Below are 14807 nucleotides of genomic sequence, written 5' to 3' on the forward strand. Positions count from 1 at the left end.
ACGCGGCCACTTGCCTCTATGCCGGCGAACAGCAGCCCGCTAGTCTTGGATGACTTGAACGAGGATTGGCAATGACCGACGGTTTTTCCCAGCGCACCCCGCAACAAGCCCTGGCCGCCCTGCTGGAGCGCTTCACCCCGCAACGCCTGCTGCTGGTGGGCACCCGCTTCCCGGCCCTGGATGCCTTTGCCCAGGCTCACCCCCAGGTGATCATCGAAACCTGTGAGCCGGGGCCATTGCCGGCAGCGCTGGCGGCCCAGCGCTTTGACCTGGCGGTGCTGGTGGACTGCCTGGAGCACTTGCCCAAACGCACCGGCCTGCAACTGCTGGGCGGCATCCGCAACCTCAACGCAAGCCGGGTTGCAGTGCTGGCAGACCTGCCCGCCTGCGGCTGGCAAGACACCGATTTCTTCTCCTTGGCGCTGCAGGCCAGCGAGAAATTCCGCCGCGATCAACAGGTGTTGAGCTTGTTCACCTATGATCTACATGACTACAAGCAGGTCCCGGACTGGCTCAACGCCAAGTTCTGGGCCAACCCTGAAAACTTCGGCAAGTATTGGTGGTGATGATGAGTGTCTCGGTTTGCCCTTGTGGCAGCGGCAATCTGCTCGACGCCTGCTGCGGGCATTACCATGCCGGCACCCCGGCGCCCGATGCCCAGACGCTGATGCGTTCGCGTTACAGCGCCTATGTAATGGGGCTGATCGACTACCTGGTCGCCACCACCCTGCCGGCCCAGCAGGCCGGGCTGGACCGCGCCGCCATGGCGGCGTGGAGCGCCCGGAGCACCTGGCTGGGCCTGGAGGTGGAAAGCGCCGAGGTGCTCGGCGGCCAGCCCGAACATGCCTTCGTGACCTTTACCGCGCGCTGGCATGACCAGGAGGGCGACCATCAGCACCGGGAGCGTTCTGCTTTCGTGCAGCACGAGCGGCGCTGGTACTTCATCGACCCCACCGTCGCGCTCAAAGCCGGGCGCAACGACCCCTGCCCCTGCGCCAGCGGGCAGAAATTCAAGAAATGCTGCGCCAGCTACGTCGGTAACTGAGCATGATCGCCGCCACCCGCCTGCTTTTGCTCAGCGCCCTGCTGGCGCTGCTGGCGGGCTGTGCGAGTTGGGGCAGCGATGATGCGCGCGTGCCGGAACTGCACCTGGACAAGGTCGAAACGGTGAAGGCGCGGCTGCTGCAACAGGAGTTCGTCCTGCACCTGCGCGTCGACAACCCGAACGACAGCCGCCTGTTCATTCGCAACCTGAGCTATTCGGTATGGCTCGACGACTTGCTGCTGGCGCAGGATGACGTCAGCCTCTGGCGCAGTGTCGGCGGGCATGCCCGGCGCACGTTCAAGATCACTGCGCGGACCAACCTGTGGCAGCACCTGAAGCCGTTGGCCAAGCTGCTCAAGAGCGGGCAGCCGCTGCATTACCGCCTGCAAGGCGAACTGGAGACCGGGCTGATCATCCATCAGGACCTGCACTTGTCGCGCAGTGGTGAGATAATCCCCGGCGATTTCATACCGGAGTAACCCTGCAATGACCCAGCAACCCCATGTTCATGGCCCGGACTGCAACCACGGTCACGATCATCAGCATGATCACGACCACGGCCATGTACACGGCCCGCACTGCAACCACGGCCACCAGGAGCCGGTGCGCAACGCCCTGAAAGACGTTGGCCGCAACGACCCGTGCCCATGCGGCAGCCAGAAAAAGTTCAAGAAGTGCCACGGCGCTTGATGGTTTTTAGCTACAAATTGCATTTTGGCTGAGAGGTGCAGGGCTAGAGTCCTGCGGTGCCTGTCAGATCGAGCGCCGCCCGCGCGGCGCATCGCGAGCTGCGCTCGCTCCTACGTTTGTTTCTGGCCAATTAATCCTGGGGGATTTGGGCGCGAATGCCCTGGTGCTTGGCACGATATCGCGTCGTACCAACAGGGCGGCCGCGCGCGCCTGCCACAGGCATTACTGGCCCGAAACAAACGTAGGAGCGAGCGCAGCTCGCGATGCGCCGCGCGGGCGGCGCTCGATCTCACAGGCGCCGAAACCCTGTCGCCATGCTACCTTAGCGCCTCCCAACACCCGCCACGCCTTGCAGGAGCCCTTGTCATGGCCGCCCCCGTCCTTCCTCCCTTCCGCCCGCGGCTCAGCGCCGCCGCCACGCTGCTCGGCATGCTCGGGCTCGCCGGCTGCCAGATGGGGGGCTACCAGGACAGCGTGCCACCAACCACCGGCGTGCAGCCGCTCAAAGGCCTGGCACAGAACGTCTCGGTCCGGCGCAACACCATGGGTGCACCGCTGATCGAAAGCAGCAGCTTCCATGACGCCCTGTTCACCCTCGGCTATGTGCATGCAGGCGACCGCATCGAGCAGATGCTCGCCATGCGCCTGCTCGCCCAGGGCCGCCTGGCGGAGCTGGCCGGCAGCGAAGCGCTGGACATCGACCGGCTGATGCGTGCTGCCAACCTCAAGCAGAACGCCGCGCAGCAGTACGCCGATGCCTCGCCGCGCCTGAAGCGCTTCTTCGAGGTGTATGCCCGTGGGGTCAACGCCTACCTGTTCCGCTACCGCGACAAGCTGCCGGCCAACCTGGCCAGCAGCGGTTATCGCCCGGAATACTGGAAGCCTGAGGATTCGGCACTGATCTTCAACCTGTACGCCTTCAGCCAGTCGGTAAACCTGCAGGAAGAGCTCAGCGCCCTGATCTTGGCGCAGAAGGTTGGCAACGACAAGCTGCCCTGGCTGCTGCCCGGCGCACCGGACGAACCCTTGGCTGACGCCGAGGTGGAAAAACTCAAGGGCCTGAACCTGGGTAGCCAGCTGCCAGGCCTGTCCGCGTTGGCGGCGGCCAGCCAGAAGCTCGCCGACCTCGACCTGCTCGGCAGCCCCGGCTCGGCCAACCTGGCGCTCGGCCCGCAACGCAGCCGCAGCGGCAAGAGCCTGCTGGCCAGCGACAGCCGCGCCGCCTGGGCCCTCAGCCCGGTACAGATCCACACGGGCAAGTACCAGGTTGCCGGCCTGTCACTGCCGGGCCTGCCGATCGTGCTGGCCGGCTACAACGGCAAGCTCGCCTGGAGCAGCAGCGCGGTGATGGCCGACAACCAAGACCTGTACCTGGAGCAGCTGCGTCATGCGGGCAACCAGGTGACCTACCTGGCCGACGGCAAGTGGCTGCCGGCCCGGGCCCGCAGCGAGACCTTCTTTGTTCGCGGCCAGCGCCCGCAGCGCGAGGTGATGTACGACACCCGCCACGGCACCCTGCTGCCCCAGGCGGACAACGCCAGCCTCGGCCTGGCACTGAGCCTGCCACAACTCAAGGGCGACCGTAGCCTCGATGCGCTGTTCGACCTGACCCGCGCGCAGAACATAGAACGCGCCTTCGAGAGTACCCGTGAAGTCGCCACTGCCGCGCTGAACTTCGTCTTCGCCGAACCCGAACACATCGGCTGGCAAGTCAGCGGCCGCTACCCGAACCGCCGTGAAGGCCAGGGCCTGCTGCCGTCGCCTGGCTGGGACGGTCGCTATGACTGGGACGGTTATGCCGACCCGATGCTGCACCCCTATGACCAGGACCCACCGGCCGGCTGGATCGCCCACGCCAACCAGCGCAGCCTGCCGCGTGGCTATGGCATGCAGCTGTCCAGCACCTGGTACTACCCTGAGCGCGCCGAGCGCCTGGGCCAGCTGGCTGGCAACGGCCGCCACGACAGCCGCAGCCTGATGGCGTTGCAGAACGACCAGGTGACGCTGCTGGCTGACAAGCTCAAGCAGATGTTCGATGCTCCGGGCATGGCCCAGCCGCTCAAGCAGGCCATCGACGCTCTGCCTGCGCCCCAGCGCGACAAGGCGCGCGACGCACTTGCCCGGCTGAAAGCCTTCGATGGCCGCCTGAGCCCGGTATCGGCAGATGCCGCGCTGTACGAGCTGTTCCTCCAGGAAGTGACCCGGCAGACCTTCCTCGACGACCTCGGCCCGGAATCGAGCCCGGCCTGGCAGGCGTTCGTCAGCAATGCCCGCCTGTCGTACTCGGCCCAGGCCGACCACCTGCTGGGCCGCGACGACAGCCCGTTCTGGGACGATCGCAACACCCCGCAAAAAGAAGACAAACCTGCCATCCTCGCCCGCAGCCTGGCCGCGGCCGTGGATGCCGGCACCGCGCAACTGGGCAGCGAGCGCCGTGCCTGGCAGTGGGGCAAGTTGCACCAGTACCGCTGGCCTGCCCCTGCCTACCACGGGCTGGGCGATGCGCTGAACCGCTCGTCAATGGCCGCCGGTGGCGACTTCACCACCCTCGCCCTGACGCCTTACGCCTGGGGCAGCGATTTCGACACCCGCCTGCCGGCCTCGGCGCGGATGATCGTCGACTTCGGCCAGGCCGAGCCGCTGCAGGTACTGACCAGCAATGGCCAGTCGGGCAACCCGGCCAGTTCGCATTACAGCGACGGGCTGGATGCCTGGTTCAAGGGGCGGTTCACGAGCCTGCCGCTACAGCCGCAGAACTTCGGGCGGGCATATGGCAGCCAGCGGTTGACGCTGGTTCCGGGGCGGTAAGGGATTTCGGAAAAATTGAAAGGTGAGTCAGGGCCACCAGGGGCTCGCCGCTAGATTTTCAGCGCCTGTGAGATCGAGCGCCGCCCGCGCGGCGCATCGCGAGCTGCGCTCGCTCCTACGTTTGTTTCGGGCCAGTTATTCCTGGGGGATTTGCGCGCGAACGCCTTGGCGCCTGACTCGATATCGAGTCGTACAAACCAGGCGATCGCGCGCGCCTGTCACAGGCATTCCTGGCCCGAAACAAACGTAGGAGCGAGCGCAGCTCGCGATGCGCCGCGCGGGCGGCGCTCGATCTCACAGGCGCTGAAAATCTCCCGTCAGGCATTTGTCAGCCCCAACTCCATCCGAACTTCTCCCTACGCCCACGGCTCCTAACTGGTAACCCCAAACCAGCGCACAGAAGCCATGGACCTCGTCATCGCCCGCCCCGAAGGCCTGTACTGCCCACCCGGCGACTTCTACATAGACCCCTGGCGCCCGGTCGAGCGTGCCGTGATCACCCATGGTCATGGCGACCACGCTCGCACCGGCAACCGTCATTACCTGACCGCCGCCCCTGGCGCGGGCATCCTGCGCAGCCGACTGGGCCAGGACATAGACCTGCAGACCCTGGCCTACGGCGAGCAAATCCGGCACCACGGCGTCACCCTCAGCCTGCACCCGGCCGGCCATGTGCTGGGTTCGGCACAGGTGCGTCTGGAGTATCAGGGCGAAGTCTGGGTCGCTTCGGGTGATTACAAGGTCGAGCCGGACGGGACCTGCGCCGCCTTCGAGCCGGTGCGCTGCCATACCTTTATCACCGAGTCCACGTTCGGCCTGCCCATCTACCGCTGGCCCAGCCAGGCGACCATCTTCGCCGGGATCAATGCCTGGTGGCGGAGCAACCGCGAGCAAGGCAAGGCCAGCGTGCTGTTCTGCTATGCCTTCGGCAAGGCCCAGCGAGTTCTCCATGGCCTGGACCCGGACATCGGGCCGATCCTCGTGCATGGCGCTGTCGAGCCGCTGAACCGGGTGTACCGCGAAGCGGGTGTGCAGCTGCCGGTTACCCGCTATGCCGGTGATGTCCCGCGCAACGACCCGCTGATGCGTCAGGCATTGATCCTGGCACCACCCTCTGCCGCAGGTAGCAGCTGGATGCGCCGTTTCGGCGAGTACAGCGATGCCTTTGCCAGCGGCTGGATGCTGCTGCGCGGTACCCGGCGACGGCGCGGTGTGGATCGTGGCTTCGTGTTGTCCGACCATGCCGACTGGCCGGGGCTGCTGTGGGCCATCGGCCAGACCGGTGCCGAGCGGGTCATGGTTACCCACGGCTCAGTGAATGTGCTGGTGCGCTACCTCAACGAACAAGGCCTGGACGCCCGCGCCTTCGTCACCGAATACGGCGAAGAAGATGACACCACAGTCACGGAGCCTGAGGCATGAAAGCCTTCGCCGAACTGTATCTGCGCCTGGATGCCACCACCTCCAGCAATGCCAAGCTCGAAGCGTTGCGCGACTATTTTGCTGCAGCGCCCGCCGAAGACGCCGCCTGGGCCGTGTACTTCCTCGCTGGCGGGCGCCCGCGCCAGCTGGTGCCCACGCGTATGCTGCGTGAGCTGGCCACGACCTTGGCGGGGTTGCCCGAATGGTTGTTCGAAGAGAGCTACCAGGCCGTGGGTGATCTGGCCGAGACCATCTCGCTGTTGTTGCCGCAAGCTGCCCATGCCAGTGACGACGGCCTGGCATACTGGGTCGAAGCGCACCTGCTGCCCTTGCGTGGCCTGCCTGCTGAAGCAGTCCAGCAGCGCCTGCCGCCCCTGTGGGCACAACTGGACCGCCCCAGTCTGATGCTGTGCCTGAAGCTGATCACTGGCAGCTTTCGCGTCGGCGTGTCCAAGCTACTGGTCACCCGCGCCCTGGCACAACTGGCCGGGCTGGATGCCAAACGCGTGGCCCAGCGGCTGGTCGGCTATACCGATATCGGCCATCGCCCAACGGCCGCCAGTTACCACAAGCTGATCGCCGAAGAATCCGCAGATGAACATAGCCAGCGCGGTGGCCAGCCTTACCCCTTCTTCCTGGCTCACGCCCTGCAGGCCCCGGTGGAGCAGTTCGACGCCCTGCTCGGCCCGCCCGCTGCGTGGCAGATCGAATGGAAGTGGGATGGCATCCGCGCGCAAGTCGTCAAGCGCGAAGGCCAGCTGTGGGTCTGGTCGCGGGGCGAAGAGTTGGTCACCGAGCGTTTTCCCGAGCTGCATGGCCTGGCCGAAAGCTTGCCGGACGGCACGGTGCTCGACGGCGAGATCCTGGTCTGGAAGCCAGGCGCCGATGCCAGCATGCCGGCTGTACAGCCGTTCGCCGTGCTGCAACAACGCATTGGCCGCAAGACCCTGAGCAAGAAGCTGCTGGCCGACGCGCCGGTGGTGCTGCAAGCCTACGACGTGCTGGAATGGCAAGGCGAGGACTGGCGCAACCGCCCGCAACATGAACGGCGCCAGCAATTGCAGCACCTGGTTGCCGAGTATCCCCTGGCCCCGCTGTTGCTTTCACCGCTGCTCGAGGGCAATGACTGGAACGACCTGGCCAGGCAACGCGAACAGTCGCGCAACCTTGGCGTGGAGGGGTTGATGCTCAAGCAGCGTGATTCGCTGTATGGCGTGGGCCGAACCAAGGACATGGGCCTGTGGTGGAAGTGGAAGATCGACCCCTTCAGCGTCGATGCTGTACTGGTCTACGCCCAGCGCGGTCATGGCCGCCGTGCCAGCCTCTACAGCGACTACACCTTCGCGGTGTGGAACGCGCCACCCGGCACGCCCGAGCGCACGCTGGTACCCTTCGCCAAGGCATATTCGGGGCTCAGCGACGAAGAGATGCGCAAGGTGGATGCGATCATCCGCAAGACCACGGTGGAAACCTTCGGGCCAGTGCGCAGCGTCACGCCGACCCTGGTGTTCGAGCTCGGCTTCGAGGGCATAGCACTGTCCAAGCGCCACAAGAGTGGTATCGCCGTCAGGTTTCCGCGGATGTTGCGCTGGCGCCTGGACAAGCCGGTCGACGAAGCCGATGACCTGGCAAGCCTGCAGGCATTGCTGGTCTGAAAGAAGGCAACACGGTGAGGCGCGATAACGGAATTTATGCTTCTATCTTTGAGCCGACCCGTGTCGCAGACCGTTTTCGCCACGCAGCCAGGACCACCATGCACCATTCGACCCACGACCTGCTCGCGCCCGTACCGGGCATTACCCGCCAATTGCACAGTTTCCACTTCGGCCCACGGGGTGGCGCCAAGGTGTACATCCAGGCCTCGCTGCATGCCGACGAACTGCCCGGCATGCTGGTCGCCTGGCATCTCAAGCGCCGCTTGGCCGAGCTGGAACAGCAAGGTCGCCTGTTGCGCGAGATCATCCTGGTACCGGTGGCCAACCCTGTCGGCCTGGAACAGGTGATGCTGGACGCGCCCCTGGGCCGTTTCGAATTGCAAAGCGGCGAGAACTTCAACCGCAACTTCGTCGACCTGTCCGACAGCATCGGCGACCAGATCGAAAGCCACCTGACCCAGGACCCGGCGCACAACGTGGCATTGATCCGCGAATACTTGCGCCGCGGCCTGGATGCTCACCCGGCGCACACGCCGTTGCAGTCCCAGCGCCTGACCTTGCAACGGCTGGCCTGCGATGCCGACCTGGTGCTGGACCTGCACTGTGACTTCGAGGCTGTCGAACATCTCTACACCACCCCTGAAGCCTGGCCACAGGTCGAGCCGCTGGCCCGTTACCTCGGGGCCCAGGCCAGCCTGCTGGCTACCGATTCCGGTGGCCAATCGTTCGACGAGTGCTTCAGCCTGGTCTGGTGGCAGCTGCAACAGCGCTTCGGCAAGCGCTTCCCGATCCCGCAGGGCAGCATTGCCGTGACTGTCGAGCTGCGCGGCCAAGCCGATGTAAGCCATGACCTGGCCAGCCAGGACTGCCAGGCGATTCTCGACTACCTGACCCACGCCAACGTCATCGAAGGCACCGCCGCCCCACTGCCGGCGCTGACACGCCCGGCCACACCACTGGCCGCCGTCGAACCCGTGGCTGCGCCCCTTGGCGGGCTGCTGGTGTACCACGCCCGCCCCGGCCAGCACCTGGAGGCCGGGCAACTGATCGCTGAAGTCATCGACCCGCTCAGCGACCGGGTAACGGCCGTGCGCAACAGCCACCCCGGCCTGCTCTACGCCCGCAGCGTGCGACGCATGGCCACGGCCGGCATGGTCATCGCCCATGTCGCCGGTGAACAGGTGCTACGCAGCGGCTATCTGCTGGCCAACTGACCGGTTTAAACCAAAGCCTGTTGCGAGTGGTCTGTAGAAGCACAGCCTTTTCAGGACCGCTCGCCGCCATGCCCGCCTCTTCCGACCTCGCCAGTGCCTGGTTCAGCGCCCGCGGCTGGAAGCCTTTCGCCTTCCAGCGCCAGATATGGGCAGCGGTTGGGCGCGGTGAGTCCGGGCTGCTGCATGCCAGCACCGGAGCAGGCAAGACGTATGCAGTCTGGCTCGCGGCATTGCGCGCTTTCGCCAGGCCAGGCGACGGGCGCCAGCCCGCAGCACTGCAGGTGCTCTGGATCACCCCCATGCGCGCTCTGGCCGCAGATACCGCGCGCGCCCTGCAAACGCCATTGGATGAGCTTGGCCTGAACTGGACGGTCGGCGTGCGCAGTGGCGACACCGGCAGCGCCGAGCGCGCACGCCAGGCCCGGCGCCTGCCCAGCACCCTGATCACCACGCCGGAAAGCCTGACCTTGCTACTGACTCGTGCACAAGCCCGTGATGACTTCGCCGGCCTGCGCCTGGTGGTGGTGGATGAATGGCATGAACTGCTCGGTAACAAGCGTGGCGTGCAACTGCAACTGGCCCTGGCACGCCTGCGCCGTTGGCATCCGGGCCTGATGACCTGGGGCTTGTCGGCCACCCTCGGCAATCTGCCGCACGCCATCGACGTGCTGCTGCCGGGGGGTGGACAGTTGGTGAAAGGCCGCCAGGACAAACAGCTGCTTGTTGACACCTTGCTGCCCGATGCCATCGAGCGCTTCCCCTGGGCCGGGCACATGGGCCTGAAGATGCTCGACCAGGTTGCCGATGAACTCGACGCCAGCACCAGCAGCCTGGTGTTCACCAACACCCGTGCCCAGGCCGAACTCTGGTACCAGGCCTTGCTCGACGCCCGCCCCGATTGGGCCGGGCAGATCGCCTTGCACCATGCCTCACTGGCCCGGGCGAGCCGCGACTGGGTTGAGCAGAGCCTCAAGCAGGGCACGCTCAAGGCCGTCATCTGCACCTCCAGCCTGGACCTGGGCGTGGACTTCCTGCCAGTCGAGCGGGTGCTGCAGATCGGCTCGGCCAAAGGCATAGCCCGCCTGATGCAGCGCGCCGGTCGCTCTGGCCATGCGCCGGGGCGCCGCTCGCGCGTCACTCTGGTACCGACCCATAGCCTGGAGCTGGTAGAAGCCGCCGCCGCCCGCGCCGCACTGACTGCCGGCCATATCGAAGCGCGCCACTCGCCGCGCCTGTGCATGGACGTGCTGGTTCAACACCTGGTCAGTATGGCGCTGGGCAGTGGCTTTCGCCCTGATGAACTGCTCGCGGAAGTCCGCAGCACCTGGGCATTCCGTGACCTGCTTGACAGCCAGTGGCAGTGGGCGCTGGACTTCGTCAATCACGGCGGCCATACACTGACGGCCTACCCCGATTATCAGCGTGTCGAGGCGCACCCCGACGGAGTCTGGCGGGTGGCCAGCGAACGCCTCGCGCGTCGCCACCGCATGGGCATCGGCACCATCGTCAGCGACGCCAGCTTGCAGCTCAAGTACTGGAGCAAGGGTGGCGGCGGCAAGCACCTGGGCAGTGTCGAGGAAGCCTTCATCGCCCGACTGCGCCCTGGCGATACCCTGGTATTCGGCGGCCGGGTGCTGGAGTTGGTACGGGTCGAAGGCATGACCGCCTATGTGCGCCGCAGCACCGCACGCAAGGCCGCCGTGGCGCGCTGGAATGGCGGGCGCATGCCACTGTCCAGCGAACTGGCCGACGCGCTGGTCGGGCAACTCGATGCAGCCGCCCACGGGCATTACATTGGCCCGGAAATGCACGCCGTAAAGCCCCTGCTGGCCTTGCAGTCGCGGTGGTCGGCCTTGCCCACCAGCGGCACGCTGCTGGCCGAAACGCTGGAGTCGCGCCAGGGCTCGCACCTGTTTCTCTACCCCTTCGCCGGGCGCATGGCCAACCTGGGCCTGGCCAACCTGATCGCCTGGCGAGTGAGCCGGGTGCAGCCACTATCGGTATCCATCGCAGTGAACGACTATGGTTTCGAGCTGCTCAGCCCCGGCACCGTGGATTGGGCCAGCTGCCTGCCAGAAGCGCTGTCGGGCGAAAACCTGCTGGAGGACGTGCTGGCCAGCCTGAACGCTGGCGAAATGGCGCTCAGGCGCTTTCGAGAAATCGCCCAGATCGCCGGGCTGGTTTTCGGCGGCTACCCGGCCGCGCAGAAGAGCACGCGGCAGATCCAGGCCTCCAGCGGGTTGTTCTACGAGGTGTTCCGCAAACATGATGCAGGCAACTTGCTGCTCGGCCAGGCGCGCGATGAAGTGCTGAGCGAAGAACTGGAGATCGAGCGCCTGCACCGCCAGTTGCTCAAGATGCGCGCCCTGCAACTGGACCTGCGCGCGCTGCAACGCCCTGGCCCGCTGGCCTTCGCCCTGCTGGTCGAGGGCATGCGCGAGACCCTGAGCACGGAAAAGTTGGCGGACCGCATTGCTCGAATGGTGGCCGACCTGGAAAAAGCGGCAAACCGGCCATGAATACCTGTCTGCCTATCGAACACTGTGGCGAAACGCTCTGGCTGCTACCGGACAAGGCCATCTACTGGCCAGCCCGCCGCGCCTTGCTGGTGGCAGACGTGCATATCGGCAAGGCGGCCAGTTACCGAGCCTTGCATCAACCTGTTCCGCGCGGCACCACGGCCACCACCCTGGCACGCCTGGATGCGCTACTGAACAGCCATGACTGCGAGCAGTTGATCATCCTCGGTGACTTTCTTCATGCGCGCGCTGCACATTCGCCGGACATCCTGGCCAGCCTGTACGCATGGAGAAACCGCCATGAAACGCTGAAGGTAGTCCTGGTGCGCGGCAACCATGACCGCCACGCCGGTGATCCGCCTGTGGTTCTGGCTATCGAGGTAAAAGACGAGCCTTTGCTGCTGGAACCCTTCGCCCTGCAGCACGAACCCTTGCCACACCCCAGCCACCCTGTGCTGGCCGGGCATGTGCATCCGGTATACATGCTGCGAGGGCGGGCACGGCAACGGCTCAGGCTACCCTGCTTCCTGATCGATGCTCAGGTCAGCCTGCTGCCGGCATTCGGTGAATTCACCGGGGGATGGCTGGTCGAGCCAGGCCTGGGCGCCCGCGTTTTCCTTGCCGGCGGCGATCAGGTCTGGGCACTTGGCGACTGATCAGGCTACGGGAGAAGGCGGTGGCTCATCGGGAAGGGTGGGCTCACCTGGCTCCATCGGCGGATGTTCACCGGGCTCCGGCGGCTGCGGCGTATCGGGACCAGGCTGGTGCGGCACGCCGCCGGCTTGCATGGGCAGCGGATGCGCCAGCAGTGACCACGCCAGCAACCCGACCTGATTGGGCTGAAGTACAGCCAGCTTCGCACTGATTGCGGGGTTGAGTTTCATTGGCAGCTCCTGACAAGGGCCGACACGCTTCATACCTGTCGGCACTGTTCACAGCGTTGGAGTGCCATCAGGGAAACTAATTCCCCGCGCTCGTCGGATCAGGTGCGCGGCAGGGTGACGCCGCGCTGCCCCTGGTACTTGCCGCCACGGTCCTTGTACGACACTTCGCACTCTTCATCGGACTCGAGGAACAGCATCTGCGCCACGCCTTCGTTGGCGTAGATCTTCGCCGGCAGCGTGGTGGTGTTGGAGAACTCCAGGGTCACGTGGCCTTCCCACTCCGGCTCGAGCGGGGTGACGTTGACGATGATCCCGCAACGGGCATAGGTGCTTTTGCCCAGGCAGATGGTCAGCACGTTGCGCGGGATGCGGAAGTACTCGACGGTACGGGCCAGGGCGAAGGAGTTCGGCGGGATGATGCAGACGTCGCTCTTGACGTCGACGAAGCTGCCGGCGTCGAAGTTCTTCGGGTCGACGGTGGCCGAGTTGATGTTGGTGAACACCTTGAATTCATCGGCGCAGCGCACGTCGTAGCCGTAGCTGGAGACGCCGAAGGAGATGACCCGGCTGTCGTGCTCGCCGCGCACCTGGCGCTCGACGAACGGTTCGATCATGCCGTGTTCCTGCGCCATGCGGCGAATCCACTTGTCCGATTTGATGCTCATGGCGGGGTGTCCTGAAGAGTTGCGAGGGGAAAATCCAGACGCGCATATTACCGGTCCCGGCGCCTGGGTTAAAGTTCAATGCCACATCCCGCGCCGGACGGGGGCTGCAGCCGCCGTCGATCCGAATTTGCGTAAAGCGTTCACAGACCATTGGCAGCTCGTGGAAAGTGGGGTAAGGTGGCGCCACTGTGCTGCACGTGACACCGAGAATCTCTAGTTTGATGCACGATCCTGATCGGCCCATCGCTGAATTTTCTGCTCTCTTTGCGCTCAGTCCCGGCCAGGGTTTTTCCTGACCGTTATCAAATTGTCCAAGGAGACAGAAAAATGTCCAACCGTCAATCCGGTGTTGTTAAGTGGTTCAACGATGAGAAAGGCTACGGCTTCATCACCCCTCAGTCGGGCGACGACCTGTTCGTGCACTTCAAAGCCATCCAAGCTGACGGCTTCAAAACCCTGAAAGAAGGCCAGGCTGTTACTTTCGTCGCTACCCGCGGCCAGAAAGGCATGCAGGCTGAAGAAGTTCAGATCGCCTAAGTCGATCTAAGCTTCCTAGCTTTCAAAAAAACCCGCCTTCTGGCGGGTTTTTTTATGCCTGAGCGAAATACCGAGTCGCCTGCTTCGCGGGCAAGCCCGCTCCCACAGGGACTGCAAAAGGCTTGAAACCTACGCGATCCCTGTGGGAGCGGGTTTACCCGCGAAGAAACCAGCGCGGTCTTCAGTCCTCGCTGATGGTAATGCTCGGCATCGCCGGGGCCGCCGCTTCCTGCAGCACGATCCGTGCACCCACCTGACGGGCCAGCTCCTGGTAGACCATGGCAATCTGGCTTTCCGGCTCGGCGATCGCCGTCGGCTTGCCGCTGTCGGCCTGCTCACGGATCAGCATCGACAGCGGCAGCGAGGCCAGCAGGTCGACACCGTACTGCGCCGCCAGCTTCTCGCCACCGCCTTCACCGAACAGGTGCTCGGCATGGCCGCAGTTCGAGCAGATGTGCACGGCCATGTTCTCCACCACACCCAGCACCGGAATGTTGACCTTGCGGAACATCTCCACGCCCTTCTTGGCATCCAGCAGGGCCAGGTCCTGTGGCGTGGTGACGATGACCGAACCGGCCACCGGCACCTTCTGCGCCAGGGTCAGCTGGATATCGCCGGTACCCGGCGGCATGTCGATGACCAGATAGTCCAGGTCATCCCAGGCAGTCTGGGTCACCAGCTGCAGCAATGCACCGGACACCATCGGCCCACGCCAGACCATCGGCGTGTTGTCATCGGTGAGGAACGCCATGGACATCACTTCCACGCCATGGGCCTTGATCGGCACGAACCACTTCTGTTCGCGGATCTGCGGGCGGGTGCCCTCGGCGATACCGAACATCACGCCCTGGCTGGGGCCATAGATGTCGGCATCGAGAATGCCCACGCGGGCACCTTCACGGGCCAGGGCCAAGGCCAGGTTGGCGGCGGTGGTCGACTTGCCGACCCCGCCCTTGCCCGAGGCAACGGCAATGATGTTCTTGACGTTGGCCATGGCCGGCACCTGGGCCTGGGCCTTGTGCGCGGCCACCACGCAGTCGATCGACACCTGGGCCGAACTGACGCCGTCGAGATTCTCGATCGCGGTCTGCAGCACCTGGGCCCAGCCGTTCTTGAACAGGCCGGCGGCATAGCCCAGCTGCAACTGCACAGCAACCTGACCGCTCTGGATGTCGATGGCGCGCACGCAACCGGCGCTGACCGGGTCCTGGTTCAGGTAGGGGTCGGTGTACTGGCGAAGCACGCCTTCGACGGCGGCACGGGTGACGGCACTCATGGACACTCCCATTGGCAAACTGAGTACGAAACAGACGCCTATCCTAACCCGTCAATCGTCAGCAGATGCGTGCTTGGGGTGAAATATCTTCG

At 65.0% G+C, this 14807-nt stretch carries 14 protein-coding genes; 11 read left to right on the forward strand and 3 right to left on the reverse strand.

Features of this window, described 5'->3' with window-relative positions; translation table 11 throughout:
* The first annotated feature begins 71 nt into the window (after positions 1–71).
* The 10 genes from OCX61_RS21580 (at position 72) to pdeM (ending at position 12009) form a co-directional block, all read left to right on the forward strand.
* Positions 72–566: a DUF6231 family protein gene (locus OCX61_RS21580; protein WP_261941303.1), complete on the forward strand. Its 495-nt coding sequence runs from the start codon at positions 72–74 to the stop codon at positions 564–566.
* Between the two features lie 2 nt (positions 567–568).
* Positions 569–1045 (forward strand): YchJ family protein, encoded by a 477-nt coding sequence (locus tag OCX61_RS21585; RefSeq protein WP_261941304.1) that lies wholly within the window; start codon positions 569–571, stop codon positions 1043–1045.
* A 2-nt stretch (positions 1046–1047) separates the two neighbouring features.
* Complete coding sequence (locus tag OCX61_RS21590) at positions 1048–1524, forward strand: LEA/WHy family protein (protein ID WP_261941305.1); 477 nt, start codon at positions 1048–1050, stop codon at positions 1522–1524.
* Positions 1525–1531: 7 nt separating this feature from the next.
* Entirely contained in the window at positions 1532–1735 is a 204-nt protein-coding gene (locus OCX61_RS21595) for an SEC-C metal-binding domain-containing protein (RefSeq protein WP_060486211.1), read from the forward strand.
* A gap of 366 nt (positions 1736–2101) precedes the next feature.
* Positions 2102–4543 (forward strand): penicillin acylase family protein, encoded by a 2442-nt coding sequence (locus OCX61_RS21600; RefSeq protein WP_261941306.1) that lies wholly within the window; start codon positions 2102–2104, stop codon positions 4541–4543.
* Between the two features lie 405 nt (positions 4544–4948).
* Entirely contained in the window at positions 4949–5965 is a 1017-nt protein-coding gene (locus tag OCX61_RS21605; protein WP_261941307.1) for a ligase-associated DNA damage response exonuclease, read from the forward strand.
* Complete coding sequence (locus tag OCX61_RS21610; protein WP_261941308.1) at positions 5962–7620, forward strand: ATP-dependent DNA ligase; 1659 nt, start codon at positions 5962–5964, stop codon at positions 7618–7620. Before OCX61_RS21605 ends, OCX61_RS21610 begins: the two co-directional genes overlap by 4 nt.
* A gap of 98 nt (positions 7621–7718) precedes the next feature.
* Positions 7719–8834 (forward strand): succinylglutamate desuccinylase/aspartoacylase family protein, encoded by a 1116-nt coding sequence (locus OCX61_RS21615; protein WP_261941309.1) that lies wholly within the window; start codon positions 7719–7721, stop codon positions 8832–8834.
* Positions 8835–8902: 68 nt separating this feature from the next.
* The gene (locus OCX61_RS21620; protein WP_261941310.1) at positions 8903–11353 is read left to right on the forward strand and encodes a ligase-associated DNA damage response DEXH box helicase; all 2451 of its coding nucleotides are present in this window, start codon (positions 8903–8905) and stop codon (positions 11351–11353) included.
* Entirely contained in the window at positions 11350–12009 is a 660-nt protein-coding gene (pdeM, locus tag OCX61_RS21625) for a ligase-associated DNA damage response endonuclease PdeM (RefSeq protein WP_261941311.1), read from the forward strand. The genes OCX61_RS21620 and pdeM overlap by 4 nt, the downstream gene beginning before the upstream one ends.
* Here the strand turns inward: pdeM and OCX61_RS21630 are convergent, their stop codons facing one another.
* Complete coding sequence (locus OCX61_RS21630; protein WP_261941312.1) at positions 12010–12237, reverse strand: hypothetical protein; 228 nt, start codon at positions 12235–12237, stop codon at positions 12010–12012. It lies immediately after the preceding gene.
* A gap of 98 nt (positions 12238–12335) precedes the next feature.
* On the reverse strand, positions 12336–12902 hold the full coding sequence (dcd, locus tag OCX61_RS21635; protein WP_012313046.1) for a dCTP deaminase: 567 nt from the start codon (positions 12900–12902) through the stop codon (positions 12336–12338).
* A gap of 327 nt (positions 12903–13229) precedes the next feature.
* On the opposite strand from dcd, the gene OCX61_RS21640 reads away from it, so the two are divergent.
* Entirely contained in the window at positions 13230–13439 is a 210-nt protein-coding gene (locus OCX61_RS21640; protein ID WP_003254922.1) for a cold-shock protein, read from the forward strand.
* Between the two features lie 181 nt (positions 13440–13620).
* On the opposite strand, the gene apbC is transcribed toward OCX61_RS21640, so the two are convergent.
* The gene (gene apbC, locus OCX61_RS21645; RefSeq protein WP_261941313.1) at positions 13621–14715 is read right to left on the reverse strand and encodes an iron-sulfur cluster carrier protein ApbC; all 1095 of its coding nucleotides are present in this window, start codon (positions 14713–14715) and stop codon (positions 13621–13623) included.
* Positions 14716–14807: the final 92 nt, after the last annotated feature.

Origin of the sequence: Pseudomonas sp. LRP2-20, assembly GCF_024349685.1 — a bacterium.
Taxonomy (GTDB): Bacteria; Pseudomonadota; Gammaproteobacteria; order Pseudomonadales; family Pseudomonadaceae; genus Aquipseudomonas.

Bases quoted from the DNA above. Each gene is read 5' to 3' on its own strand.
- OCX61_RS21585 (WP_261941304.1), top strand. From the start codon at position 569: ATGAGTGTCTCGGTTTGCCCTTGTGGCAGCGGCAATCTGCTCGACGCC.
- OCX61_RS21605 (WP_261941307.1), top strand. From the start codon at position 4,949: ATGGACCTCGTCATCGCCCGCCCCGAAGGCCTGTACTGCCCACCCGGC.
- OCX61_RS21615 (WP_261941309.1), top strand. From the start codon at position 7,719: ATGCACCATTCGACCCACGACCTGCTCGCGCCCGTACCGGGCATTACC.
- OCX61_RS21595 (WP_060486211.1), top strand. From the start codon at position 1,532: ATGACCCAGCAACCCCATGTTCATGGCCCGGACTGCAACCACGGTCAC.
- OCX61_RS21590 (WP_261941305.1), top strand. From the start codon at position 1,048: ATGATCGCCGCCACCCGCCTGCTTTTGCTCAGCGCCCTGCTGGCGCTG.
- OCX61_RS21600 (WP_261941306.1), top strand. From the start codon at position 2,102: ATGGCCGCCCCCGTCCTTCCTCCCTTCCGCCCGCGGCTCAGCGCCGCC.
- OCX61_RS21620 (WP_261941310.1), top strand. From the start codon at position 8,903: ATGCCCGCCTCTTCCGACCTCGCCAGTGCCTGGTTCAGCGCCCGCGGC.
- OCX61_RS21610 (WP_261941308.1), top strand. From the start codon at position 5,962: ATGAAAGCCTTCGCCGAACTGTATCTGCGCCTGGATGCCACCACCTCC.
- OCX61_RS21630 (WP_261941312.1), bottom strand. From the start codon at position 12,237: ATGAAACTCAACCCCGCAATCAGTGCGAAGCTGGCTGTACTTCAGCCC.
- OCX61_RS21580 (WP_261941303.1), top strand. From the start codon at position 72: ATGACCGACGGTTTTTCCCAGCGCACCCCGCAACAAGCCCTGGCCGCC.
- dcd (WP_012313046.1), bottom strand. From the start codon at position 12,902: ATGAGCATCAAATCGGACAAGTGGATTCGCCGCATGGCGCAGGAACAC.
- OCX61_RS21640 (WP_003254922.1), top strand. From the start codon at position 13,230: ATGTCCAACCGTCAATCCGGTGTTGTTAAGTGGTTCAACGATGAGAAA.
- pdeM (WP_261941311.1), top strand. From the start codon at position 11,350: ATGAATACCTGTCTGCCTATCGAACACTGTGGCGAAACGCTCTGGCTG.
- apbC (WP_261941313.1), bottom strand. From the start codon at position 14,715: ATGAGTGCCGTCACCCGTGCCGCCGTCGAAGGCGTGCTTCGCCAGTAC.